This is a genomic window from Nocardioides alkalitolerans DSM 16699 (genome assembly GCF_000426525.1).
Taxonomy (GTDB): domain Bacteria; phylum Actinomycetota; class Actinomycetes; order Propionibacteriales; family Nocardioidaceae; genus Nocardioides; species Nocardioides alkalitolerans.
Map to the genome: position 1 here is coordinate 38,393 of NZ_AUFN01000017.1, position 21,509 is coordinate 59,901.

The 21,509-nt window shown below is 72.8% G+C and carries 22 protein-coding genes and 1 tRNA gene; 11 read left to right on the forward strand and 12 right to left on the reverse strand.

Going from position 1 to position 21,509, the window contains the following annotated elements:
* Positions 1-2: 2 nt before the first annotated feature.
* The 3 genes from K329_RS0116230 to K329_RS0116240 all read right to left on the reverse strand — a co-directional run bounded on the left by K329_RS0116230 (position 3) and on the right by K329_RS0116240 (position 2,242).
* Entirely contained in the window at positions 3-1,571 is a 1,569-nt protein-coding gene (locus K329_RS0116230) for a GDSL-type esterase/lipase family protein (protein WP_028473875.1), read from the reverse strand.
* A gap of 127 nt (positions 1,572-1,698) precedes the next feature.
* On the reverse strand, positions 1,699-1,950 hold the full coding sequence (locus K329_RS0116235) for a hypothetical protein (RefSeq protein WP_157571791.1): 252 nt from the start codon (positions 1,948-1,950) through the stop codon (positions 1,699-1,701).
* Between the two features lie 70 nt (positions 1,951-2,020).
* On the reverse strand, positions 2,021-2,242 hold the full coding sequence (locus tag K329_RS0116240) for a hypothetical protein (protein ID WP_028473877.1): 222 nt from the start codon (positions 2,240-2,242) through the stop codon (positions 2,021-2,023).
* Between the two features lie 383 nt (positions 2,243-2,625).
* Between K329_RS0116240 and K329_RS31010 the strand changes: the two genes are divergently transcribed.
* Complete coding sequence (locus K329_RS31010) at positions 2,626-2,772, forward strand: hypothetical protein (RefSeq protein WP_157571792.1); 147 nt, start codon at positions 2,626-2,628, stop codon at positions 2,770-2,772.
* Between the two features lie 86 nt (positions 2,773-2,858).
* Here K329_RS31010 and K329_RS0116255 read toward each other — a convergent pair whose 3' ends face one another.
* From K329_RS0116255 to K329_RS27365, 5 genes are all read right to left on the reverse strand, one after another.
* On the reverse strand, positions 2,859-3,215 hold the full coding sequence (locus tag K329_RS0116255; protein WP_028473878.1) for a large conductance mechanosensitive channel protein MscL: 357 nt from the start codon (positions 3,213-3,215) through the stop codon (positions 2,859-2,861).
* Between the two features lie 113 nt (positions 3,216-3,328).
* Positions 3,329-3,592 carry a hypothetical protein gene (locus tag K329_RS0116260; protein WP_028473879.1) on the reverse strand — a complete coding sequence of 88 codons (264 nt, stop codon included), beginning with the start codon at positions 3,590-3,592 and terminating at the stop codon, positions 3,329-3,331.
* Between the two features lie 101 nt (positions 3,593-3,693).
* On the reverse strand, positions 3,694-4,341 hold the full coding sequence (locus K329_RS0116265; protein ID WP_052337003.1) for an SAF domain-containing protein: 648 nt from the start codon (positions 4,339-4,341) through the stop codon (positions 3,694-3,696).
* Positions 4,342-4,393: 52 nt separating this feature from the next.
* Positions 4,394-4,753 (reverse strand): FmdB family zinc ribbon protein, encoded by a 360-nt coding sequence (locus K329_RS0116270; protein ID WP_028473881.1) that lies wholly within the window; start codon positions 4,751-4,753, stop codon positions 4,394-4,396.
* Positions 4,754-4,887: 134 nt separating this feature from the next.
* A complete protein-coding gene (locus K329_RS27365) occupies positions 4,888-5,529 on the reverse strand; it encodes a 5-formyltetrahydrofolate cyclo-ligase (protein WP_084541385.1) in 642 nt (213 codons plus the stop codon).
* 23 nt (positions 5,530-5,552) lie between these two features.
* Here K329_RS27365 and K329_RS0116280 point away from each other — a divergent pair, with 23 nt between their 5' ends.
* The 8 genes from K329_RS0116280 (at position 5,553) to poxB (ending at position 13,301) form a co-directional block, all read left to right on the forward strand.
* Positions 5,553-6,932 (forward strand): UTP--glucose-1-phosphate uridylyltransferase, encoded by a 1,380-nt coding sequence (locus K329_RS0116280; protein WP_028473882.1) that lies wholly within the window; start codon positions 5,553-5,555, stop codon positions 6,930-6,932.
* A 67-nt stretch (positions 6,933-6,999) separates the two neighbouring features.
* On the forward strand, positions 7,000-8,259 hold the full coding sequence (gene glp, locus K329_RS0116285; RefSeq protein ID WP_028473883.1) for a molybdotransferase-like divisome protein Glp: 1,260 nt from the start codon (positions 7,000-7,002) through the stop codon (positions 8,257-8,259).
* 26 nt (positions 8,260-8,285) lie between these two features.
* Positions 8,286-8,774: a cyclic pyranopterin monophosphate synthase MoaC gene (moaC, locus tag K329_RS0116290; protein WP_052337019.1), complete on the forward strand. Its 489-nt coding sequence runs from the start codon at positions 8,286-8,288 to the stop codon at positions 8,772-8,774.
* Positions 8,771-9,295, forward strand: coding sequence for a MogA/MoaB family molybdenum cofactor biosynthesis protein (locus K329_RS0116295; RefSeq protein ID WP_028473885.1), 525 nt, complete (start codon positions 8,771-8,773; stop codon positions 9,293-9,295). Before moaC ends, K329_RS0116295 begins: the two co-directional genes overlap by 4 nt.
* Positions 9,296-9,315: 20 nt before the next feature.
* On the forward strand, positions 9,316-9,933 hold the full coding sequence (locus tag K329_RS0116300) for a GNAT family N-acetyltransferase (RefSeq protein WP_043644033.1): 618 nt from the start codon (positions 9,316-9,318) through the stop codon (positions 9,931-9,933).
* 425 nt (positions 9,934-10,358) lie between these two features.
* Entirely contained in the window at positions 10,359-11,231 is an 873-nt protein-coding gene (gene sepX / locus K329_RS0116305; protein ID WP_043643980.1) for a divisome protein SepX/GlpR, read from the forward strand.
* Between the two features lie 85 nt (positions 11,232-11,316).
* Positions 11,317-11,392, forward strand: a tRNA-Ala gene (locus K329_RS0116310).
* A 178-nt stretch (positions 11,393-11,570) separates the two neighbouring features.
* Positions 11,571-13,301 carry a ubiquinone-dependent pyruvate dehydrogenase gene (poxB, locus tag K329_RS0116315; RefSeq protein WP_028473888.1) on the forward strand — a complete coding sequence of 577 codons (1,731 nt, stop codon included), beginning with the start codon at positions 11,571-11,573 and terminating at the stop codon, positions 13,299-13,301.
* Positions 13,302-13,477: 176 nt separating this feature from the next.
* Here poxB and K329_RS0116320 read toward each other — a convergent pair whose 3' ends face one another.
* Both K329_RS0116320 and K329_RS0116325 read right to left on the reverse strand, forming a co-directional pair.
* On the reverse strand, positions 13,478-15,166 hold the full coding sequence (locus K329_RS0116320) for an FAD-dependent oxidoreductase (RefSeq protein WP_028473889.1): 1,689 nt from the start codon (positions 15,164-15,166) through the stop codon (positions 13,478-13,480).
* A 95-nt stretch (positions 15,167-15,261) separates the two neighbouring features.
* Positions 15,262-15,945, reverse strand: coding sequence for a GntR family transcriptional regulator (locus tag K329_RS0116325; protein ID WP_052337005.1), 684 nt, complete (start codon positions 15,943-15,945; stop codon positions 15,262-15,264).
* Between the two features lie 137 nt (positions 15,946-16,082).
* Here K329_RS0116325 and K329_RS27370 point away from each other — a divergent pair, with 137 nt between their 5' ends.
* The gene (locus tag K329_RS27370; RefSeq protein ID WP_052337006.1) at positions 16,083-17,843 is read left to right on the forward strand and encodes an IlvD/Edd family dehydratase; all 1,761 of its coding nucleotides are present in this window, start codon (positions 16,083-16,085) and stop codon (positions 17,841-17,843) included.
* Positions 17,840-19,306: a GntP family permease gene (locus K329_RS0116335; RefSeq protein ID WP_211225891.1), complete on the forward strand. Its 1,467-nt coding sequence runs from the start codon at positions 17,840-17,842 to the stop codon at positions 19,304-19,306. Before K329_RS27370 ends, K329_RS0116335 begins: the two co-directional genes overlap by 4 nt.
* Positions 19,307-19,514: 208 nt before the next feature.
* Here K329_RS0116335 and K329_RS27375 read toward each other — a convergent pair whose 3' ends face one another.
* Together K329_RS27375 and K329_RS0116345 are read right to left on the reverse strand one after the other, a co-directional pair.
* Positions 19,515-20,183, reverse strand: a complete 669-nt coding sequence (locus K329_RS27375) for a class F sortase (RefSeq protein WP_052337007.1) — start codon at positions 20,181-20,183, stop codon at positions 19,515-19,517.
* 15 nt (positions 20,184-20,198) lie between these two features.
* Entirely contained in the window at positions 20,199-21,479 is a 1,281-nt protein-coding gene (locus K329_RS0116345; RefSeq protein WP_028473892.1) for a hypothetical protein, read from the reverse strand.
* Between the last annotated feature and the right edge of the window lie 30 nt (positions 21,480-21,509).

The following is a 21,509-nucleotide window of genomic DNA, read 5'->3' on the forward strand; positions in this document are numbered from 1 at the left end:
GGTCAGCGCACCCGGACGCAGACCATGCCCGTGCCGGGGGACACGTCGGCGCCGCGCACGGCGTACCAGCGGACCCACGCGTAGCCGTACGAGGTGCGGAAGGAGTGGAGGGGCGTGGCCGACAGCGGCCCGACGGGCCGGAAGCCGGCCGCCGACGGCTTCGTGGTGCAGTTCGTCGCCGCGTGCCAGTAGAGCTGGTAGCCGGTCGCGCCGGTCACGCGCTGCGCGCTGGAGGTGACCACGTCGGCCTTCGTGGACGTCGCCGTCGTGCCCTGTACGCCGGGCAGGGGAGCGGGCACGGCGAACGGCACGGTGATCACCGGGGCCCGTACCCCGCGGGCCGACGTGATGACCCGGACGTCGTACCGCGTGCTCGCGCTCGCGCCGGTGAAAGTGGCGGTGCTGCCCCGGACGGTCGCCGGGAGCCAGGTCGACGGGCGGGCGCGGTCGCGCACGAACACCTCGATCCGGTCCGCCCACGGGTCGGTGGCGACCGTGAACGTGATGACCCTCGCCGAGGGCGCGATGCGCACCGTCGGCGCCTTCAGGCGGATCGGGCGCAGGACCCCCAGGTCGACCATGCCCTCGGCGACGGCCCGGGCGATGCGCACCTCGCCCTCGGCGTTCGGGTGCAGGCTGTCCCAGGTGTGGACGCCCTTCTGGTAGACCGCCGGGGCCGGAGCGACCCGGGCCCGTGCCTCGGGGGTGTCGAGCCGCGCGGCGATGCCGCCGAGGAGCCGGGTGAACTCCGGCACGCCGGCCACCCACGTCTGCGTCGGCGGCGCGATGAGGATGTCGAGCTCGGGGTTGGCCGTCCGCATCTCGACGAGGCGCTGCTCCATGAGCTGCGCGGTGGCCGCCGGGGTCGCGCCCATCAGCATGTCGTTGACGCCGAGCGCCATCACGACGGTGTCGACGTCGTACTGCGTGGTCCACCCCGCGATGCCGGGGATGTCCGACAGCTTGAGGCCCCACTTGGAGGCGTGGTCCTGGTCGAAGCCCGGCACCCTGTAGCCGTCGGCGTAGTGCGTGATCGAGCCGTCCGGAGCCTTGTAGCGCAGGCCGTTCCACGGGCCGACGAAGTCGAAGGCGACGCCCTGCGCGGTGAGGTACTGCCAGAAGCGGTAGCGCCACGTGTAGTCGCCGCGCGAGCCCTGGGTCACGGAGTCGCCCAGGATCATGATGTTCAGCGGCGACGCCGGCGTCGGCGGGGTCGACCGGGGCGCCGGGGTGGCGGGCGCGCTCGGGCCGACCCGTGGGGCCGCGGTCGCGGGCGTCTCGGCCGGCGCGGGGGTCTCGGTGGTCCCGGGGAGCTCGGCCGGCGCGTCGGTGGACGGCTCGACGGGACCGCCCGGTGCGGTCGGGCCAGCCGTCGGGCCGGCGGTCGGGCCGGCGGTCGGGCCAGCGGTCGGGCCAGCGGTCGGGCCAGCGGTCGGGCCGGACGTCGCAGCCGGCGGCGCGGTGTCGTCGGCGCTGGCGGGAACGGTGACGCCGACGAGGGCGACGAGGAGGGCGGGCGCGAGCATCGTCGACGCTCGCGTGCGGAGGCGCAGGGACAAGGGGATCACCATCAGGAGAGGCGGGCGGGTGGCCGGTCAGACCTCCCGAAGCCTCTCCGTGGACCAGGCGCGCGCGATGTCTGCGCACACCCTCTCAAGTCCAGCCGCAGTTCGTTGAACTTTCGCCCAACTCCAGGGGTCAGCTCGCCGGTACGGCGGGGCGCATGCGGGTCTCGGTGGCCGCCGAGGGCTGCACCGTCTCGACCACGCGGCCCGAGCGGCCCTCCAGGATCTCGATCGGCTCGCCGATCCTGTCGGCCGTCGTGCGGGCCACGCGCTGGGCGATGTCGAGAGTCAGCTGGCCCAGCAGGTCGTTCGACGACCCACGCGCAGGAGGGTAGGTCTCGGGGCGGTCGATGAACCGCAGCTCGTACGTCACTCCTTCACCCAAGCACCTCGACGTTGCGATCGCGAACGTGGGTCGAGCGGCTCACCCCTGGGGGCGGGATGACCTGGACGGATCAGCGCCGGGACGAGGAGCCGTCGGAGAACCACAGGAACCCGCAGGCAGCGACGACCGCGGCCCAGACCCCCACGACGGGCAGGTCGCTCACGTGCAGGCCGTGCGAGGGCGTGAACGACATCAGCACCCGCCCCGACCACGGACCCTCACGGGTCACGAGCAGCAGCGCCATCCACGACGACGCCGCGACGATCAGGAGCAGGGCGGCGCGTCGGAGCATGCGGAGAAACGTACGTCGTGACGCCCCGCGGATCGACGCATCCGCCGGTGATGTCGCGCGGTCGCTCGGTGAGGTGCGTCTCAGTCGTCAACCACCCCTCCGGGTGTCATGGCACCGACCCCACTTCGACGTCATGACACGCCTCCCCACACTCTCCGCATGACTGGTAGAGGCACCACACGCAGGACGGTCCGTGTGCCCGATCCTCTGTGGAATCATGCGCTCGCCGTCGCGGAACGGCGCGGCGAGACTCTCTCGGACGTGATCCGGCGAGCCCTCGAGGAGTACCTCGCGAAGCACGCCTGAGCCGCACCGTCGACGACCGGGTGTCGTGACACCTCTGCCCGACGTGTGTCATGACACAGGTTCCGACAATCTGCGCCATGCCCAGCCGCGGGACCACCCGTAGAACCATTCGAGTCCCCGACCATCTGTGGGTCTCGGCGCTCGCCGCCGCCGAGAAGCGCGGGGAGACGCTCTCCGACGTCATCCGTCGTGCCCTCGAGGAGTACGCCGAGAAGCACGACTGATCCCGGGTCCGTCCTGCCGGTGGTGCCGCGCGAACGCGAGAGCGCCCGCCCCGCAGTGCGGGACGGGCGCTCGTGAGGGGCTCGCCTCAGAGGTGCTTGGCCTGGCCGGCCGCGAGCAGGTCGCGGATCTCCTGGAGGAGCCGGACGTCCTCCGGCGTGCCGGGCTGCGGGCTCGGGAAGTACTTCTCCTTCGCCTTCGTGTAGGGCAGCACGATGAGGAAGTAGACGACGGCCGCGAGGATCACGAACGAGATGGTCGCGTTCATGAATGCGCCGAAGGTGTTCGCCTTGTTGGTGAACACGTCCTCGACGCCCTTGGGCAGCTGGGCGGTCAACCAGTTCGTGAAGGTCGACACGACCGCGCCGAACGCCGTACCGATGATGACGGCCACCGCGAGGTCGATGAGGTTGCCTCGCAGCAGGAAGTTCTTGAAACCGGTCACGTGGTGACTCCTTCGTACGGATCCCGAGGCCCCGCGGTGCGGGGCTGCCTGACCCGCACGTTAGACCCTGGCCGCTCGACCGGAGAAGACACCACAGGGGTGGGAGGGCGGGGTCACGGGAGCGTGGCCGAGGCCCGCACGTCGCCGGTCGCGACGTCGACGACCTCGACGAGCACCCCCGGCCGGTGGAGCGGCAGCGGCACGCGGGTGACGCCCGTCGTCACCTCCACGTTGAGGAAGGCGCCGTTGCCCGTGGCCGGGTCGGACGCCATCACGAGCGCGTAGAAGGGCTCGGCGGAGTCGACCACGACGTGGCGGTCCTCGACCACCAGGCCGGGCCCCCGCCGGTCGACCGGCGCGTTCTCCATGAGGGTCATACGACGATGGTCCTGACCCCACCTCAAGATCGGCGCAGGGTCGTGTGAACACCTCCGTGGTGCTGCGTTGCGGCCAGGCAACGTGGTCGCGCCGGCGCGCCTCAGGGCCGGAAGGCGACGGTCAGGAAGTCGCGCACCGCGGCCCCGGCGACGTCGTGGGCCTCGCCGGAGGCGACCGCCACCACGACGAGACGACCGGTCGTCGCGCCCGGCTCCGAGGCGTCGCCGGACTCGGGCAGAGCGACCACCCGGACGTCGCGCCCCACCGTGCGGGTCGACCCGGCCTGCGGGTCGGTGGCCACGAGGTCCACCTCGTCACCCAGCCGCAGCAGGGCCGCCGTGCCGGGGTCGGGCAGCCGCACCGGTACGGCGACCTGGCCGGGCGCGAGGTCGAGCCCGGCAGTGCCGACGAGGCGGGCCTCGGTGACGGTCTCGGCGGCCGGCACCGGGCCGGCCAGCACGCGGCCGAGGAGGTCGTCGGGCGCGGGGGAGCGCGCAGGGGCCGCGTCGAGCGGCACCGCGACGGTGGTGAGGTCGGCGGCCGCGAGCGTCGTACCGGCCGGGAGGTCACGGGCGGCGACGGTGACCTCGGTGGTGGCGGCTCCGGGGCCGGCGGCGGCCTGGAGGCCTGCCAGCACGGCGATCGCGACGGCGACCGCGGCGAGGAGGCGACGGTGGAGCAGGAGGCGCCGGCGCGCGCTGCTCAGGGAGCGGCGCGCGCCGCCGAGCGACGAGGGGCGTGGGTCCATGGGGCGACGCTAGGCCGGATCGGCCCGGCGCCGCCGCCGTCATCCACAGGGGTCAGGCGGGGGTCTTCGACGACGAGGTGCTCGACGAGCCGCCGGTGCTGCCCGAGCCGCCCGAGCCCTTGTCGCTCGACGACGAGCCCGAGCTCTTCTCGCTCGTGCCGCTGGACGAGGAGTCGGACTTCTTCTCCGAGGAGCCGCTCGTGCTCGCTGCGGGGATGTCGCTCGACGAGGTCGTCGAGCGACTGTCGTTGCGGTAGAAGCCCGAGCCCTTGAACACGACGCCGACCGCGTTGAACAGCTTGCGCAGCCGGCCCTGGCACACGGGGCACTCGGTGAGCGCGTCGTCGCTGAACGACTGGACCTGCTCGAACGCGTGGCCGCACTCGGTGCAGGCGTACTGGTAGGTGGGCACAGGAACCTCCGGGAGAGCTGAGCTGACGTGGAGCCCGGGGCGTCGACCGCGGTGGCGGTGCTGGCACTCTCGGGACTCGACTGCCAATGGTACGTCGTGCCTGGCGCCGGGGTGGAGCGGGCGGCGGATCGGGGTCAGTGACGCGCGTCGACCCGACCGGCGCCGGTGAGCGCCGCGTGCACCGGGAGGTCGTGGGCCTCGCTCGGCACGTCGAGGCCGACCTCGTCGTCGTGGAGGAGCACGAGGAGGGGAGGGGCGGGCCCGTCCGACGGCAGGTCGGCGAGAGCACGGTCGTAGGCGCCGCCGCCGCGGCCGAGCCGCATCCCCGTCGGCGACATCGCGAGCCCGGGCAGCAGCACGACGTCGGCGGCCGCCAGCCCGTCGGGCTCCGGCTCGCCGGTCGGCTCCCGCAGGCCGCGGTCGGTGGTCACGAGGTCGCCCCGCCCGCCGTACACGCCCCACGTCATCGAGAACCCGGGCCCGAGCAGCGGCAGCAGCACCCGCACGCCGCGCGTGGTCAGCGCGTCGAGGAGGGGGAGGGTGGCGGGCTCGGCGCCGACCCCGACGTACGCCGCGACGCAGGCCGCCCGACGTACCTCGGCCTGGTCGAGCACGACGGTGGCGAGCTGCTCGCCGTACGACGCCCGCTCGGCCTCGCTGCGCGCCTCGCGCCGGGCGAGCACGGTCGCGCGGAGGGCCCGTTTGGCCGCCCGGACCCCGTCCTCGCGGTCACCCCTCGGGAGGGGACCTGGGGACGGGGGTTGTGGGGAGGGCACCGCACAAGCCTACGATCGCGCCCATGGGGAGCCCTGGCCTGCACGCAGCCCGCACGAAGATGGTCGACGCCGGCGTCGACGACACCGCGATCGAGGTGTTCTCGCACTACTACCGGCTGCTGGAGCACGGCGAGACCGGCATGATCGCGGAGGACACGATCGAGCCGCTGGACATGCCGGCCCTGGCCGACGTGGAGGTGGCCGACGACGTCGCCGCCGAGGCGCTCTCGAAGACCGCCGTCATCAAGCTCAACGGCGGCCTCGGCACGTCGATGGGCATGGACCGCGCGAAGTCGCTGCTCTGCGTGCGCCGCGGCCTGTCGTTCCTCGACATCATCGCCCGCCAGATCCTGCACCTGCGCAGCCAGTACGACGCGAAGCTGCCGCTGCTTCTGATGAACAGCTTCCGCACCTCCTCCGACACGATGGCCGCGCTGGAGCGCTACGACGACCTGCCGCTGAGCGAGCTGCCGCTCGAGTTCGTGCAGAGCAAGGAGCCCAAGCTCCGCGCCAGCGACCTCACGCCCGTCGACTTCGCCGAGGACCCCGACCTCGAGTGGTGCCCGCCCGGCCACGGCGACATCTACCCGGCGCTGCTCGGCTCGGGCCTGCTCGACGAGCTGCTCGACGCGGGCTACCGCTACGTCTTCGTGTCGAACTCCGACAACCTCGGCGCCGTGCCCGACCCGCGGGTGGCCGGCTGGTTCGCCGAGTCGGGCGCGCCGTTCGCGATCGAGGCGGTCCGCCGCACGGCGTCCGACAAGAAGGGCGGCCACTTCGCCCGCCGCAAGAGCGACGGCCGCATCGTGCTGCGCGAGTCGGCGCAGACCCGCGACGAGGACCAGTCGGCCCTCGCCGACCTCGACCGCCACCGCTACATGTCGACCAACAACCTCTGGTTCGACCTGGCCGCGATGAAGAAGACGCTCACCGAGCGCGAGGGCGTGCTCGGCCTCCCGCTGATCCGCAACGTCAAGACGGTCGACCCCGCCGACAGCTCCACCGAGAAGGTCGTGCAGATCGAGACCGCCATGGGCGCCGCGATCGAGGTCTTCGACGGAGCGGTGACGATCGAGGTCGGCCGTGACCGCTTCATCCCGGTGAAGACGACCAACGACCTGCTCGTGCTGCGCAGCGACATCTACGCCATCGGCCAGGACTTCGTGCTCGACCAGGTGGCCACCGACGTGCCGTTCGTCGACCTCGACGGGTCGTTCTACAAGCTCGTCGGCGACTTCGACCGCCGCTTCCCCGAGGGCGCCCCGTCGCTCAAGGACGCCGAGACCTTCCGCGTGCGCGGCGACTGGACGTTCAAGAAGGACGTGAAGGTCGTCGGAGCGGTGGAGCTCGAGGAGGGTACGTCGGCCCAGCGTGTGGAGCCGGGTACCGTCCTCGGGAGCTGAATCCCGACCCGGCCGCCCGATCCCCCCGGCGGCCTCCTGGACGTACCGAGGAGCCGAGAAGACCACGATGGCTGATCCGACCCCCCTGACCGGCGTACCCGAGTTCTTCGAGCGGGTCATCGAGGGTGTCCGGACGCTCCCGGCGATGTCGCAGCCGCTCCTCGAGTGCATCGGTCTCGCCTGCGCCGAGGACGTCACCGCCGACGTGGCCCTGCCCTCCTTCGACAACGCCGCCATGGACGGCTACGCCGTCGTGCTCGCCGACCTCGAGGGCGCGACGGAGGACACCCCCGTCCAGCTGCCCGTGATCGGCGAGATCGGCGCCGGCCAGGCCCGGATCATGGCGCTCAGCCCCGGCACGACCGCCAAGATCATGACCGGCGCGCCCGTGCCCGCCGGCAGCGACGCCGTCGTGCCCTACGAGTGGACCGACCGCGGCGTCGCCCAGGTGCGCATCGGTCGCGCCCCCACCCCGCTCCAGCACATCCGCCACGCGGGCGAGGACGTGCGGGCCGGCGAGATCGTCGTCTCCGCCGGCACCGTCATCGGGCCGCGCCACATCGGGCTGCTCGCCGCCATCGGCCGCTCCCACCTGCTCGTGCGCCCGCGCCCGCGCGTGGTCGTCATCTCGACCGGCTCCGAGCTGCGCGACCCGGGCTCCGCGATCGGCCACGACTCCATCTACGACGGCAACTCCTGGATGCTCGCCGCGGCCGCCCGCGCCGCCGGGGCCAAGGCCTTCCGCGTCGGCATCGTGCAGGACGAGCCCCACGCCTTCCTCGAGGCCCTCAGCGACCAGCTCGTGCGCGCCGACCTCATCGTCACCAGCGGCGGCGTCAGCGCCGGCGACTTCGACGTGGTCAAGGAGGCGCTGAGCGCCTACGGCTCCATGTGGTTCGGCTCGGTCGCCATGCAGCCCGGCAAGCCGCAGGGCTTCGGCCTCGTCGGCGAGGACGGCACCCCGATCATCACGCTGCCCGGCAACCCGGTCTCGGCGTACGTCTCGTTCGAGGTCTTCGCCCTGCCCGCGATCCGCAAGCTGATGGGCGTCGCGCCGTACGCCCGCCCCCTGCGCCGCGCCCTGCTCACCCACCCCGTCACCTCCATCCGGGGTCGGCGGCAGTTCCTGCGCGGGGAGTACGTCGTGCCCACCGGCGTCGGCGGCAACGCGGCGCGCTCGGCGCACGTGACGCCCGTCGGCGGCCCGGGCTCCCACCTCCTGGGCGACTTGGCCGCGTCGAACGCGCTCATCGTCGTGCCCGAGAGCGTGACCCGCATCGAGGCCGGCCAGCCCGTGCACGTGCTGGCGCTCGACGAGCAGTTCTGAGAGGACCGGCCGTGACCGACGCCCCCGTGCCCGACGCCCCCGTGCGCCTGACCCACGTCGACGAGCGCGGCGCCGCCCGCATGGTCGACGTCTCCGAGAAGGCCGTCACCGCGCGGTCGGCGACCGCCACCGGCCGGGTGCTCGTCTCCGCCGAGGTGGTGGGGCTGCTGCGCGGCGAGGGCGTGCCGAAGGGCGACGCGCTGGCCGTGGCCCGCATCGCCGGGATCATGGCGGCCAAGCAGACGCCCGCGCTCGTGCCGCTGTGCCACCCGCTCGGCATCTCCGGGGTCGAGGTCGATCTCGAGGTCGTCGACGAGCCGGAGCCCGCCGTGGTCATCACCGCCACCGTGCGCACCGCCGACCGCACCGGCGTCGAGATGGAGGCGCTGACCTCGGTCTCCGTCGCCGCCCTCACCGTGATCGACATGGTGAAGGCCGTCGACAAGCGCGCGACGATCACCGACGTACGCGTCGAGGCGAAGAGCGGTGGGCGCTCGGGGGACTGGACGCGATGAGCGCCGCCCCCTCCCCCGAGGGGCAGGCCGTCCTGCCCGCCGCCGTGGTCGTGGCCTCGAACCGCGCCGCCGCCGGGGTGTACGACGACACCACCGGCCCGCTCATCGTCGCCGCCCTGCGGGAGTGGGGCTTCGACCCGGGCGAGCCCGACGTCGTGCCGGACGGGCAGCCCGTCGGGGAGGCGATCGTCCGGGCGGTGGCCCTCGGCGCCCGCGTCGTGCTCACCACGGGCGGCACCGGGCTCACGCCGACCGACCGCACTCCCGAGGTCACCGCGCCCCTGCTCGACCGGCAGGTGCCGGGCATCGCCGAGGCGATCCGCGCCGCGGGCGTGGCGAAGGGGATCCCCACCGCCGTGCTCTCGCGGGGTCTCGCCGGGGTGGCCGGCCAGTGTCTCGTCGTGAACCTGCCGGGCTCGCGCGGCGGCGTGAAGGACGCGCTGGCGGTGCTCGCCCCCGTGGTGCGCCACGCCGTGGAGCAGATCGTCGGCAGCGACCACGCGCGCGGGTCCGGCGACTGAGCGTGGGGCGTGCGGACGGCATGCGGTGGGGACACGCGGCGGCCTGGCCGGCCCGGCTGGTCGACCCCGACCCCACGACGCGGCTCGTGCTGCGGCCGATGGCGGTGCGCGACGCCCAGGAGTGGATGGACGTGCGCACCCGCAACGCCGACTGGCTCCGCCCCTGGGACGCGACCGCCCCGCCCGGCGCGGAGGTCGACGGCCCGGCGACGCTGAAGCGCGTCGTACGACGCCTGCTGCGCGCCGCAGACCACGGCGAGGCCATGCCGTTCGTGATCGAGGTCGGGGGCGAGTTCGCCGGCCAGGTGACCGTGAACAGCGTGGTGCGCGGGTCGGCGCAGTCGGCGTCGATCGGCTACTGGATCGACCAGCGCTTCGCCGGACGCGGCCTCATGGCCCGCTCCGTCGCCCTCGCGATCGACCACTGCTTCGGGCCGGGCCGGCTGCACCGCATCGAGATCGGCATCCGCCCCGAGAACAGCAACTCGCTGCGGGTCGTGGAGAAGCTGCAGATGGCGGAGTACGGCTACGCGCCCCGTTATCTCCACATCTCCGGAGCCTGGCGCGACCACCGGCTGTACGCCGTCACTGTCGAGGAGGTCGGCCCCGGCGGGATGCTGGGCCGGCTCTCGCGCTGAGCGTGCCGAGCTGTCGCGTCTGCACGCTCGGATGGCGCCGACCTGTCGCGTCTGCACGGTGCCGAGCCGGCAGTTCTGCAGCGCTCGCACCGGTGCGGACCAGCGCCCGCGGATTCCGGCGGCCGGAGTCCGCGCCCCATCCACGCCGTGCGGCAGGTGCCGGCGCGCTGCTGCGTGCGGACCAGCGCCCGCGGATTCCGGCGGCCGGAGTCCGCACCCGCCGCCCCTCGCGACGCCCGACCCGCGCAGAGCCGACAGCTCGGCGCTCCCCGACCGTGCAGACGCGACAGCTCGGCGCTCGCCGGCGGTGCAGACCCGACAACTCGCCACCCCGCACCCCCGAATCACACGAGTCACAGAAGTGAACGCCCGACACACCCCTGACCTGCGCGTTCCGCATGCCGGGCGCTCCTAGGCTCGCGTTCGTGGATCTGAGCGGTGTCATCTTCGTGGCCGTCGCCATCGCATGGGCGGCGTACCTCATCCCCAAGGCGCTCAAGCACCACGACGAGGCGGTCGAGACGCGGTCCGTGGACCGGTTCTCCTCCACGTTGCGCGTGCTGGTGCGTCGCGGTGGCGCGCCCGAGGGCGGTGCGGCCGACGCGGTCGCGACCCTCGGTGCGCCCGCGACCGTCGACGTGCCCGTAGCTGCGCCCACCCCTGCGCAGCTCCGGGCCCGTCGCGCCGCCGCCCACCGGGCCATGCAGCGTCGCCGCCGCGTGCTCTCGGTCGTCGGCGGGCTCAACGTGCTCGGCGTCCTGCTGGCCGCCTTCGGCGTCATGCCGTGGGCGTACGTCGCCGCGCCCGTCGCGCTCCTCGTCACCTGGCTCGTCACCTGCCGCGTGATGGTCAAGGGCGAGCGTGCGGCGCTGGTGCGCCCGGTCGCGGTCCCCGCTCCCGCGACGAAGCGCCGCGACGAGCCCATCAACGCGGCCAGCCCGGAGGAGGACATCACCGTCCCCGCCGGCGAGATCGACCACGAGGGCCTGCTCGCCGTCACCGCCTCGGCCGACACCTCGGTCATCACGGCCGTCGACGCCGAGCTGCTCGACGTGCGCACCATCAAGGACGACCGCGACCCCGCGACCCTCTGGAACCCCGTCGACGTGCCGCTCCCGACGTACGTCGGCAAGGACCACGCCGCCGCCCGCGAGCTGCCCGCCTTCGACTTCGACGACACCGGCGTCTGGACCTCGGGCCGCGACGAGAGTGACAGCGACCTGGTGCGCCGCACCGCTGCCAGCCGCGACGAGCGCGACTCCGGCGAGGGCGAGGCGCGCCGCGTGGTCGGTCACTGATCCCGTACGGCGCACGCCGGGTCGGATTCGGCCCGGACCGCGGGTGGTGCTAACGTTTCTCCGCGCGTCATCATGACGACGCACTGGGGCTGTGGCGCAGTTGGTAGCGCGTCTCGTTCGCATCGAGAAGGTCAGGGGTTCGAATCCCCTCAGCTCCACCAGCAGTCGAAGCCGGGCCCTCAGGGCCCGGCTTTCGTCGTCTCCGGGACGCCGGCGCCCGGCGTGACGAGCGAGACGCCCCGATCGCTCGGGTGCCCGGGCCCCGGGTGGCACTGTGGGGAGGGCCGACCCTCCGCCGGGCCGACGCGACCGCCGTCCGCACCACCCCGAGGAGCACCCATGGCCACCATCGCCGACGAGATCGTCCGGATCGTCCACGACGCGGGGGTCCGTCGCATCTACGGCCTGCCGGGTGACTCGCTCAACGGGCTGACCGACGCGATCCGCCGCGCCGACGACGTCGCCTGGACCCACGTGCGCCACGAGGAGGCCGCCGCGTTCGCCGCCTCCGCCGAGGCCGCGATCACGGGCGAGCTGGCCGTGTGCGCCGGCAGCTGCGGGCCCGGCAACCTGCACCTGATCAACGGCCTGTACGACGCCAACCGCAGCCGCGTGCCGGTGCTGGCGATCGCCGCGCAGATCCCCGGCTCGGAGGTCGGCACGACGTACTTCCAGGAGACGCACCCCCAGGAGCTCTTCCGCGAGTGCAGCGTCTACAGCGAGCTCGTCAGCACCGTCGAGCAGCTGCCGCGCGTGCTCGAGATCGCGATGCGCGAGGCCGTCGAGCGCCGGGGCGTCGCGGTCGTGGCCATCCCGGGCGAGATCCTGCTCGAGAAGGCGACGAAGGCGCGGACGTCCGCGCCGATCCGCACCCTCGACCGCGTCGTGCGGCCCGCCGACGCCGACCTCCGCCGTACCGCCGAGCTGCTCAACGCCGCCGAGCGCGTCACCATCCTCGGGGGCGCCGGCGTCGAGGGTGCCCACGACCAGCTGCTCGCGCTCGCCGGACGGCTCCAGGCGCCCGTCGTGCACGCGCTGCGCGGCAAGGAGCACATCGAGTACGACAACCCCTACGACGTCGGCATGACCGGGCTGCTCGGCTTCTCGTCGGGCTACCGGGCCATGGAGAGCTGCGACGTGCTGCTCATGCTCGGCACCGACCTGCCCTACCAGCAGTTCTATCCCTCGGACGCGAAGATCGTGCAGGTCGACATCCGCGGCGAGCAGATCGGGCGGCGCACGCCGGTCGACATCGGTCTCGTGGGCAGCGTCGCCGACACCATCCCCGCGCTGCTGCCGCTGCTCGAGCAGAAGGGCTCGGCGCACCTCGACGACGCGGTCGCCCACTACAAGAAGGCCCGCCACGGCCTCGACGCCCTCGCCGACGACGACCGCGGCCGCACGCCGATCCACCCGCAGTACCTCACCCGCCTCGTCGACGAGCTCGCCGCCGACGACGCCGTCTTCATCCCCGACGTCGGCTCGCCGGTCGTGTGGGCCGCGCGCTACCTGACGATGAACGGCCGCCGCCGCCTCATCGGCTCGTTCTCCCACGGCACGATGGCCAACGCCGTGCCGCACGCCATCGGCGCCCAGTCGGCGCAGCCGGGCCGCCAGGTGGTCGCGCTCTCCGGTGACGGCGGGCTCGCGATGCTGCTGGGCGAGCTGCTCACGCTGCGACAGAACGGGCTGCCGGTGAAGATCGTCGTCTACAACAACTCGTCGCTGAACTTCGTCGAGCTGGAGATGAAGGCCGCCGGCATCGTCAACTACGGCACCGCGCTCGACAACCCCGACTTCGCCGCCGTCGCCGAGGCCATGGGCATCAAGGGCATCCGGGTCGAGAAGCCCGGCGACGTGGAGGGTGCGCTGCGGACGGCGTTCGCCCACGACGGGCCCGCCCTCGTCGACGTCGTCACCGCCCCGCAGGAGCTCTCCGTGCCGCCGAAGATCACGGCCGCCCAGGTGAAGGGCTTCTCGCTCTACGCGCTCAAGACCGTGATGTCCGGCAAGGGCGACGAGCTCGTCGACCTCGCCGAGACGAACCTGCTGCGGCGCATCTTCGACTGAGGGTCCTAGCCTCACGCCGTACGGCGCGGGGCCGGCGCCGGTCGGCGCTGGTCGGAGCCGGTCGGCGCAGTGCGTCCCATTGGTGCCACCTGGTGACACCGATGGGACACGCTGCGCGCAGTCTCGCCGCTCGAGCGGCGAAACCGCCGCCCGTCCCCGCCCGACCCCCGCCGCCCTCAGGCCTTCGCGGCCTCGACGACGGCGCGCGCGGCGGAGATGTCGGTGATCTTGATGCGGGGGCGCTTGGCGTCCTTGCCGCTCTTCTTCTCGTGGGTGTCGATGGCGCGCCACCCCTTCACGTCGACGGCGTCGGGCAGCAGCGTGTCGAGGTCGTCGGGGGTGGCCGGGGCGGGGAGCGTGCCGGCGGTGAAGTCGTCGAGCAGGCCGGCCACCGTCTCCTCGGCGCAGAGCTTGTTGGTGCCGATGACGCCGGACGGTCCGCGCTTGATCCAGCCGGCGACGTACGTCTGCGCGAACGCCTCGCCGGTGGCGGGGTCGGTCACGCGCCCGCCGTCGTTGGGCAGCACGCCGCGGTCGGCGTCGAACGGCACGTCGGGCACGGCGTCGCCGCGGTAGCCCACCGAGCGCAGCACCAGCGAGGTCGCGAGGTCCTCGGTCTCGTCGGTGGCGCGGGCGACGATGCGACCGTCCTCCTCCACGAGCTCGGTGCGGGCCAGGCGCACGCCGGTGACCCCGGTGGTCTCGTCTCCGAGGATCTCCACGGGCGCGGAGAGGAAGCGCAGGGTGACCGTGCGGCCCCCGCCGTTCTCGCCCGCGATGTCGCCGACCTGCTCGAGCACGTCGATCTTGTACGCCGCCATCGAGGTGGCCTCGGGGGCGCCGACGCCGCGCGACGCGGCGAGCTCGTCGGCGTCGACGACGACCTCGATGCCGTCGGTGCCGGCCAGCCCGAGCAGCTCGGGGGTGGTGAAGGCCGCCTGCCCGGCGCCGCGGCGCCCCACGACGACGACCTCGGTGACGTTCGAGTCGCGGAGCACGTCGATGGCGTGGTCGGCGGTGTCGGTGCCGGCGACCCGCTCGGGGTCGGAGGCCAGGAGGCGAGCGACGTCGAGGGCGACGTTGCCGTTGCCGAGCACCACGACCCGGCCGTCGGTCACGTCGGAGAGGTCGAAGTCGCGGTCGGCGAAGTCGGGGTGCGCGTTGTACCAGCCCACGAACTCGGTCGCGGAGCGCGAGCCGGGGAGGTCCTCGCCGGGGATGCCGAGGCGGCGGTCGTGCAGGGCACCGACGGCGTACAGCACCGCGTGGTAGCGCTCGGCGAGCTGCGCGTGGGTGACGTCGGTGCCGACGGTGACGCCGGCGAAGAGCCGGAACCCCTTGCGGGCCATGATCGCGTTGAACGCGTCGCCCATGGCCTTGGTCGCCTGGTGGTCGGGCGCGACGCCGTACCGGACCAGCCCACCGGGGGTCAGCAGCCGCTCGAACATGTCGACCTCGACCGAGATGCCGCGCTGTCCGAGCAGCTCACCTGCTGCGTACGTCGCAGCCGGCCCCCCACCGACGATCGCGACGCGCAGCGTCTCGTCGGGCGCGCCGTCGAAGGAGCGCTTGGGCTTGCGGGGCACGACCTCGTCGTACTCCTTCTTCTCCGGGTCGGTGAAGTAGTGGGCGTTGATCTCCTCGTAGCGGGCGAACTCCTCGGGCAGGTCGTAGTCGGCGTGGATCGCCGAGACCGGGCAGGCGTCGAGGCAGGCGCCGCAGTCGATGCACCCGTCGGGGTCGATGTAGAGCATCTCCGCGGTCCGGTAGTCCGGCTCGTCGGGCGTGGGGTGGATGCAGTTGACCGGGCAGACCGGCACGCACGTGGCGTCGTTGCAGCAGTTCTGCGTGATGACGTGCGTCAACGGATGCCCCTTGCTCTCGGTGCGGTCGTGGTTGTGTCCCGGCACACACTAATTCATGAGCACAGTATGCATGGTTGACGGGCGAAGGATGCGGGTCAGTCCTCGACGGCGCCGAGGCGCTGCAGGTACGCGTCGCGAGAGGGGATCAGGTGCTGCGCGCAGAGCGTCGCGAGCGCGTCGGTGTCGCCGTCGCGGAGTGCGCGCAGCATCGCCCAGTGCTCGTCGCGGGCGCGCCGCAGGTGCTCGTGCGAGGTGACGAGCACCGAACGGATCGCGTAGGCCATCTGCGCGTGCCGACGCACGGCGTCGACGAGGAGCGCGTTCTCGGAGAGGCCGAAGAACGTGTGGTGGAAACGCAGGTTGGCCCGGACCGCCGCCCGCGGGTCGTTGGCCTCGACCGCGTGGTCGTGCTGCTCCTGCACGGCGACGAGCTCGGCCAGCCGGTCCTCGCTCGCGGGGGTGGCGATGCTGCGGGCGCAGTGCACCTCGAGCAGCTCGCGCACGTCGTAGAGGTCGACGACCTCCTGGGCGCTCCAGGCGCGGACGAAGGCGCCGACGTTGGCCCGGCGCTCGACGGCGCCGCGGACCTCGAGCTCACGCAGCGCGCTGCGGGCCACGTGGCGCTTGACGTCGTACCGCGCGATCAGCTCGTCCTCGGTGAGGCGCTCGCGGGGGTAGAGGCGACCGAGGGCGATCTCCTCCTCGACGGCCGCGGCGACCTGCTCGGAGCGGCCGGGCAGGGGCGACGTCTCGATGCGCTCGGCCGCCCGCTCCGACATGTCCCGTTCCTCTCGTCGCTGGCCACGCGCGGTGCCCGCGAGGCCGGCGACATCGTCGCACGACGGTTGCGGGCGTCGGCTGCCTGTGATCTGATGCACATCGTTCTCGACAAGATTATCAATAACAAGGGCGATAAATGACTTCCGAGACCTCACCGACCGGGCTGCGCTCCAACCTCGTCAACTACGGCGACGCCGAGTTCGCACTCTTCCTGCGCAAGGCGTTCATCAAGGGCGCGGGCTACAGCGACGACGTGCTCGAGCGTCCCGTCATCGGCATCGTCGACACCGAGAGCGGGTTCAACCCGTGCCACGGCAACATGCCGGAGCTCATCAAGGCGGTCGAGCGGGGCGTGATGATGGCCGGCGGCTTCCCGGTCTCGTTCCCCACGATCTCGCTCCACGAGAGCTTCTCCCACCCGACCAGCATGTTCCTCCGCAACCTGATGGCGATGGACACCGAGGAGATGCTCCGGGCCCTGCCCGTCGACGCCGTGGTGCTCATCGGCGGCTGCGACAAGACGGTGCCGGCCCAGCTCATGGGTGCGGCCTCCGCCGGGCGCCCGGCCATCCAGCTCGTCACCGGCTCGATGCTCACCGGCTCCCACCGGGGCCGCACCGTCGGCGCCTGCACCGACTGCCGCGCCTTCTGGGGCCGCTACCGGGCCGAGGAGATCGACGACGCCGAGATCGAGGAGGTCAACGGTCGCCTCGTGGGCAGCGTCGGCACGTGCTCCGTCGCGGGCACGGCGAGCACCATGGCCGCCGTCGCCGAGGCGCTGGGCGTCGCGCTCCCCGGCAGCGCCGCCCCGCCGGCGGTCACCGCCGAGCGGATGCGCGTCGCCGAGATGACCGGCCGCCGCGCCGTCGGGCTCGCCGAGGAGAAGCTGGACATCAACCAGATCCTCACGCCCGCGGCGTTCGACAACGCCTTCCGGGTGCTGCTCGCCATGGGCGGCTCGACGAACGCCCTGGTGCACCTCGCCGCCATCGCCGGCCGCTGCGGCTACACGCTCGACCTCGACGCCTTCGACGCGATGAGCCTCGAGACCCCCGTGCTGGTCAACCTCAAGCCGGCCGGCGCGCACTACATGGAGGACCTGCACCGTGCCGGTGGCGTGCAGCGCCTCATGACCGAGATCAGCGACCTGCTCGACCTCGACACCCTCACCGTGACCGGCCGGACCCTGGGGGAGGAGCTCGCGGAGGCGCCCGCGCCGTACCCGCAGGACGTGATCCGCCCGCGCGAGGACCCGATCTACCCCGCCGGCAGCATCGCCGTCCTGCGCGGCAACCTCGCCCCCGCCGGCGCCATCATCAAGCAGGCCGCGGCGGCGCCGGCGCTGCTCGAGCACACCGGGCGCGCCGTCGTCTTCGAGGACGCCGCCGACCTGGCCGCCCGCATCGACGACGAGGCGCTCGACGTCACGGCCGACGACGTCCTGGTGCTGAAGAACATCGGGCCGGTCGGGGCGCCCGGCATGCCCGAGGGCGGCTACATCCCCATCCCGCGCAAGCTGGCCCGCGCCGGGGTGAAGGACATGGTGCGCATCTCGGACGGCCGCATGTCCGGCACCGCCGCCGGCACGATCGTCCTGCACGTCTCGCCCGAGGCCGCCGCGGGCGGGCCGCTCGCCGTCGTGCGCGACGGCGACACGGTGACGCTCAGCGTGAAGGACCGCGTGCTGGCGATCGACGTCGACGACGCCGAGATCGCGCGCCGCCTCGCGCTGGTCGAGGTGAGGCCGAAGCCGAAGCGGGGCTACGCCAAGCTCTTCGTCGAGGAGGTCACCCAGGCCGAGGAGGGCTGCGACTTCCGCTTCCTCCAGGCCGAGGAGACGACTGCCGCCGTGCCGCGTCGTGCCGGGAGCACCGGGACCGCAGGGGTGTCGTCATGAACGTCGACCTGAGCCACGAGGCCTGGACGATCATCGCCGGTGTGCTGGCGATCGGCCTGCTGCTGACCCTCATCATCGTGTTCAAGTTCCAGGAGTTCCTGGGCCTGCTCATCACCACGATCATCTTCGGGCTGGCGGTCGGCTTCGCGCCCAACGACCTGATGGACCTCATCGTCGAGGCCATGGGCGGATCGCTCGGGCAGCTCGCGCTGGTGATCGGGCTCGGCTCGATCTTCGGCACGGTGCTGCAGCACGCGGGCGCCGCCGAACGCATCGCGGTCACCCTCGTCGAGCGGTTCTCCGACCGCACCGTGCTGTGGGGTCTCGGTCTCGCGGGCTTCCTCGTCGCCACCTCCGTCTACATCGACGTGGCGATCGTGATCCTGGTGCCGATGCTGTACGGCGTCGCCCGCCGTACCGGCCGCTCGCTCCTCCACTACGGCATCCCGATGTGCGCCGGTCTCTCCTGCGCCTACACGTTCATGCCGCCGGCCCCCGGCCCGCTCGCGACGGCGGGCATCCTCGACGCCGACCTCGGCCTCGTCATCCTCTTCGGCGTCATCTGCGGTGTCCCCGCCGTCGCCGTGGCCGGCCCGCTGTTCGGCCGGTGGATCGCCAAGCGCATCTACGTCGAGCCCCCCGTGCTCGCCGCGGGCGGCGGCGCGCCGGTCGGTGCACCGGTGGGCTCCGGCGGCAACGCCGTCCAGGGTGATGGCACCGGCACGAGCGCGCAGGTGGACCTCGCCAAGGGTGACCAGGCCGACCCGGCGTACGACGCCCCGCGCACCGACCTGCCCAGCTTCGGGCTCGTCGTGGGGGCGCTGCTCCTGCCGCTGCTGCTCATCATCGTCGGCACGATCGGTCGCCTCGTCGACAACGGCACCTGGTACACGGCCGGCCTGACCTTCGTCGGGCACCCGGTGATGGCGCTGCTCATCACCGTGCTCGCCAGCATGTGGGTCTTCGGCATCAAGCGGGGCAGCACGAAGGACGACCTCCAGGTGCTCGCGACCCGCGCGCTCGGGCCCGCCGGCATGATCATCCTGGTCACCGGCGCCGGCAGCGTGTTCGGCGACGTGCTCGTGGCCTCCGGGCTCGGCGACACCATCGCCGACGGCATGGAGAACGCCAGCATCCCCCTGGTCGTCTTCGGGTTCGTCGTCTCCGCCGTCATGCGGATCTCGCAGGGTTCGGGCCTGGTCGCCATGGTCACCGGCGCCACGTTCAGCGCCCCGCTCGCCGACTCGCTCGGAGCCAGCGACGCCAGCGTCGCGCTCCTCTGCATCGCGATCGCCTGCGGCGGCGCCGGGTTCTCGCACGTCAACGACTCGGGGTTCTGGATGGCCAACCGCTACTTCGGGATGTCAGTGGCCGACACCCTCAAGTCGTGGACGGTCATGAAGTCGCTCGTCGGGCTGACCGGCTTCGTCGTCGTGCTGGCGCTGAGCCCGTTCGTGCCGTGAGCCGGTCGTTCGTCTGACACCACGGCCGTGCCGGCAGCGAAGCATCGCGTCTGGTGCGGTGCAGTGGTGTCCGGGTGCGTGGTCTACCGCGTGTGCAGTAGCCCGGACACCGCGTTACACGCCGCCAATGCACCGGAGGCGGGCGGAGCATCGGCTCCACCCGCCTCCGGCGGTCGATCTGGGGGATCAGCCCGGCTGTGCGGCCCCGTCAGCCCGCTGCCTGGACCGTGTCGTCGGTCAGCTCCGCGGCGGGGTCGCCCTCCGGCACGCCCAGGGGCTTGCCGAAGACCACCACGTTGTTCTCGTAGTACTCGCCGTTCCAGTCCGCGCAGGTGACCAGCACCAACCGTCCGTCGCCGGCGGTCTGGCCGAACAACGACTCCGCCTCGGCGGCGACGTCGTCGCGGGTGTAGAAGCGGATCTTCTCGACCTCGTAGCGCATCCGGCCCGCGTCGCTGACGACGTCGACGACGTCACCCTCCTCGAGCGACCCGATCCGGTTCATCGACCCGCCGCCGGTGTGGACCGAGTGGCCCGTGATCACCGTCTGGCCGGTCTGCCCTCCGGGCTTCGCGCTCTGGTTCCACCAGCCGACCTTCTCGCTGTCGCGCGGGGGGTCGAGCACCCGCTCGGGGGAGATGCTGATCGGGACGATCGGCGCCGCCACCTCGAGCCGGGGGATCTCCAGCCGGATCGGCGTGGCCGGGTCGAGGGAGGCGTACGCGAGGTCGTCAGCCGCCCCCGAGTCCGCCTCCCCGCCCGGCCACGCGATGCCGGTGCCCACGAGGCCGACACTGAGGACCAGCAGCATCGTCGTCAGCGCGGTGAGGAACGCGTTGCCGCGGCTCACCCGTGCCGTCGGCGTGCTCTCGGTCATCGGTGCCTCCGTCCGTCAGCTGCGGCGCAGCTGGAGGAAACGGTAGCCGCCGACCAGACCGGCCAGGAGCGTCATGGCGCCGAGCGCCACGGGACCCCAGGGAGCCGAGCCCTCCTCGCCGGACATGCCGGCGGGGACGGAGATCGGGACGGTCGGGTTGTTCACGGGCGGCGTCACGGTCGGCGGCTCGGTGGCCGGCGGCGGCTGGGCGACGTCGGCGACGCCACCGGCGCAGAACGCCTTGCCGAGCTCGACCGAGGCGAGGCTCGAGCTCAGGAACTGCTGGGCCGCGGGGAGCACCTGCACGTCGAGGGCGGTGACCTCGATGGAGCTGGGGCTCGGCTGGCTCTGCTTGTTGAGGGTGACCTCGAGGACGTTGTCACGCAGGGGGCCGAGGAGCGGCTCGAGCGCGGTGGTGAGCTCGGGGACGAGCAGGTTGGTGACGTCCTGGATCTGCGCGAGCAGCAGGCCCAGCGGGCCGAGGGCGCCGTTGAGGCCGTTCTGGAGCTGCGTCTGCAGGCCGTTGAGCACCGCGTTGACGACGTCGTTGAGGTCGGCGGTCAGCTCGGTGTTGGGCTCGAGGTCACCGACCGGCAGGTCGAGGATCGTGATGTCCTGACCGGCCACCGTCACGTAGCCGCGGAGGCCGGCGACGTTCGAGTCGGCCGAGGCGGACGTCGAGTTGGCGGTGCAGGTGCTCTGGATCGCGCCGGTGGTCTCGAGGACCACGCCCAGCTCGCCCAGGCCGCCGAGCACCTGGTTCAGCACGTCGCTCAGCGGGGCCAGCACCTGGCTCGCGAGCGGCTCGCCCAGCGCCTGCTGCAGCGGCACGGTGAGAGGAGCGAGGATCTCGCTCTCGATCACGGTCGTGTCGCCGAGGTCGATCGTGCCGGGAACGAGGGAGACGGCGTCGCCGCCGGTGAGGCAGGAGCCGTCACCGACCTCGACCACGACCGCACCCGTGCCGGCGACGCCCGAGCAGGCGTACGCCGTTCCGCGGCCACCGGTGACCGCGGTGGTCGCGTCCTGGTAGAGGACGCCGATGCTGACGTTGCTCTGGTTGGAGAGCAGGTCGGCGACGGCCGGGTCCTTCTGGCCGGTGGCGGTCTCGGTGGTGCCGTCGTTGACGACCGTGTACTGACCCGAGTCGACCGGGCTGCCGGCGATCGTCAGGATGGCGGCGGTGGCGCTGGCCTCGGCCGCCGGCTCGGCGGCCACGGCACCCGGAGCCGTGATGACGCCGACGACGGCGACGGTGGACAGTGCGGCGACGAGGCGCGCGGCGGAGCGTTGCACAGGAATCCCTCCCAGATGGACGAGCACGGG

Bases quoted from the DNA above. Each gene is read 5' to 3' on its own strand.
- K329_RS0116230 (WP_028473875.1), bottom strand. From the start codon at position 1,571: ATGGTGATCCCCTTGTCCCTGCGCCTCCGCACGCGAGCGTCGACGATG.
- K329_RS0116240 (WP_028473877.1), bottom strand. From the start codon at position 2,242: ATGCTCCGACGCGCCGCCCTGCTCCTGATCGTCGCGGCGTCGTCGTGG.
- K329_RS31010 (WP_157571792.1), top strand. From the start codon at position 2,626: ATGCCCAGCCGCGGGACCACCCGTAGAACCATTCGAGTCCCCGACCAT.
- K329_RS0116260 (WP_028473879.1), bottom strand. From the start codon at position 3,592: ATGACCCTCATGGAGAACGCGCCGGTCGACCGGCGGGGGCCCGGCCTG.
- K329_RS0116265 (WP_052337003.1), bottom strand. From the start codon at position 4,341: ATGGACCCACGCCCCTCGTCGCTCGGCGGCGCGCGCCGCTCCCTGAGC.
- K329_RS0116280 (WP_028473882.1), top strand. From the start codon at position 5,553: ATGGGGAGCCCTGGCCTGCACGCAGCCCGCACGAAGATGGTCGACGCC.
- glp (WP_028473883.1), top strand. From the start codon at position 7,000: ATGGCTGATCCGACCCCCCTGACCGGCGTACCCGAGTTCTTCGAGCGG.
- K329_RS0116295 (WP_028473885.1), top strand. From the start codon at position 8,771: ATGAGCGCCGCCCCCTCCCCCGAGGGGCAGGCCGTCCTGCCCGCCGCC.
- K329_RS0116300 (WP_043644033.1), top strand. From the start codon at position 9,316: ATGCGGTGGGGACACGCGGCGGCCTGGCCGGCCCGGCTGGTCGACCCC.
- poxB (WP_028473888.1), top strand. From the start codon at position 11,571: ATGGCCACCATCGCCGACGAGATCGTCCGGATCGTCCACGACGCGGGG.
- K329_RS0116325 (WP_052337005.1), bottom strand. From the start codon at position 15,945: ATGTCGGAGCGGGCGGCCGAGCGCATCGAGACGTCGCCCCTGCCCGGC.
- K329_RS27370 (WP_052337006.1), top strand. From the start codon at position 16,083: ATGACTTCCGAGACCTCACCGACCGGGCTGCGCTCCAACCTCGTCAAC.
- K329_RS0116335 (WP_211225891.1), top strand. From the start codon at position 17,840: ATGAACGTCGACCTGAGCCACGAGGCCTGGACGATCATCGCCGGTGTG.
- K329_RS27375 (WP_052337007.1), bottom strand. From the start codon at position 20,183: ATGACCGAGAGCACGCCGACGGCACGGGTGAGCCGCGGCAACGCGTTC.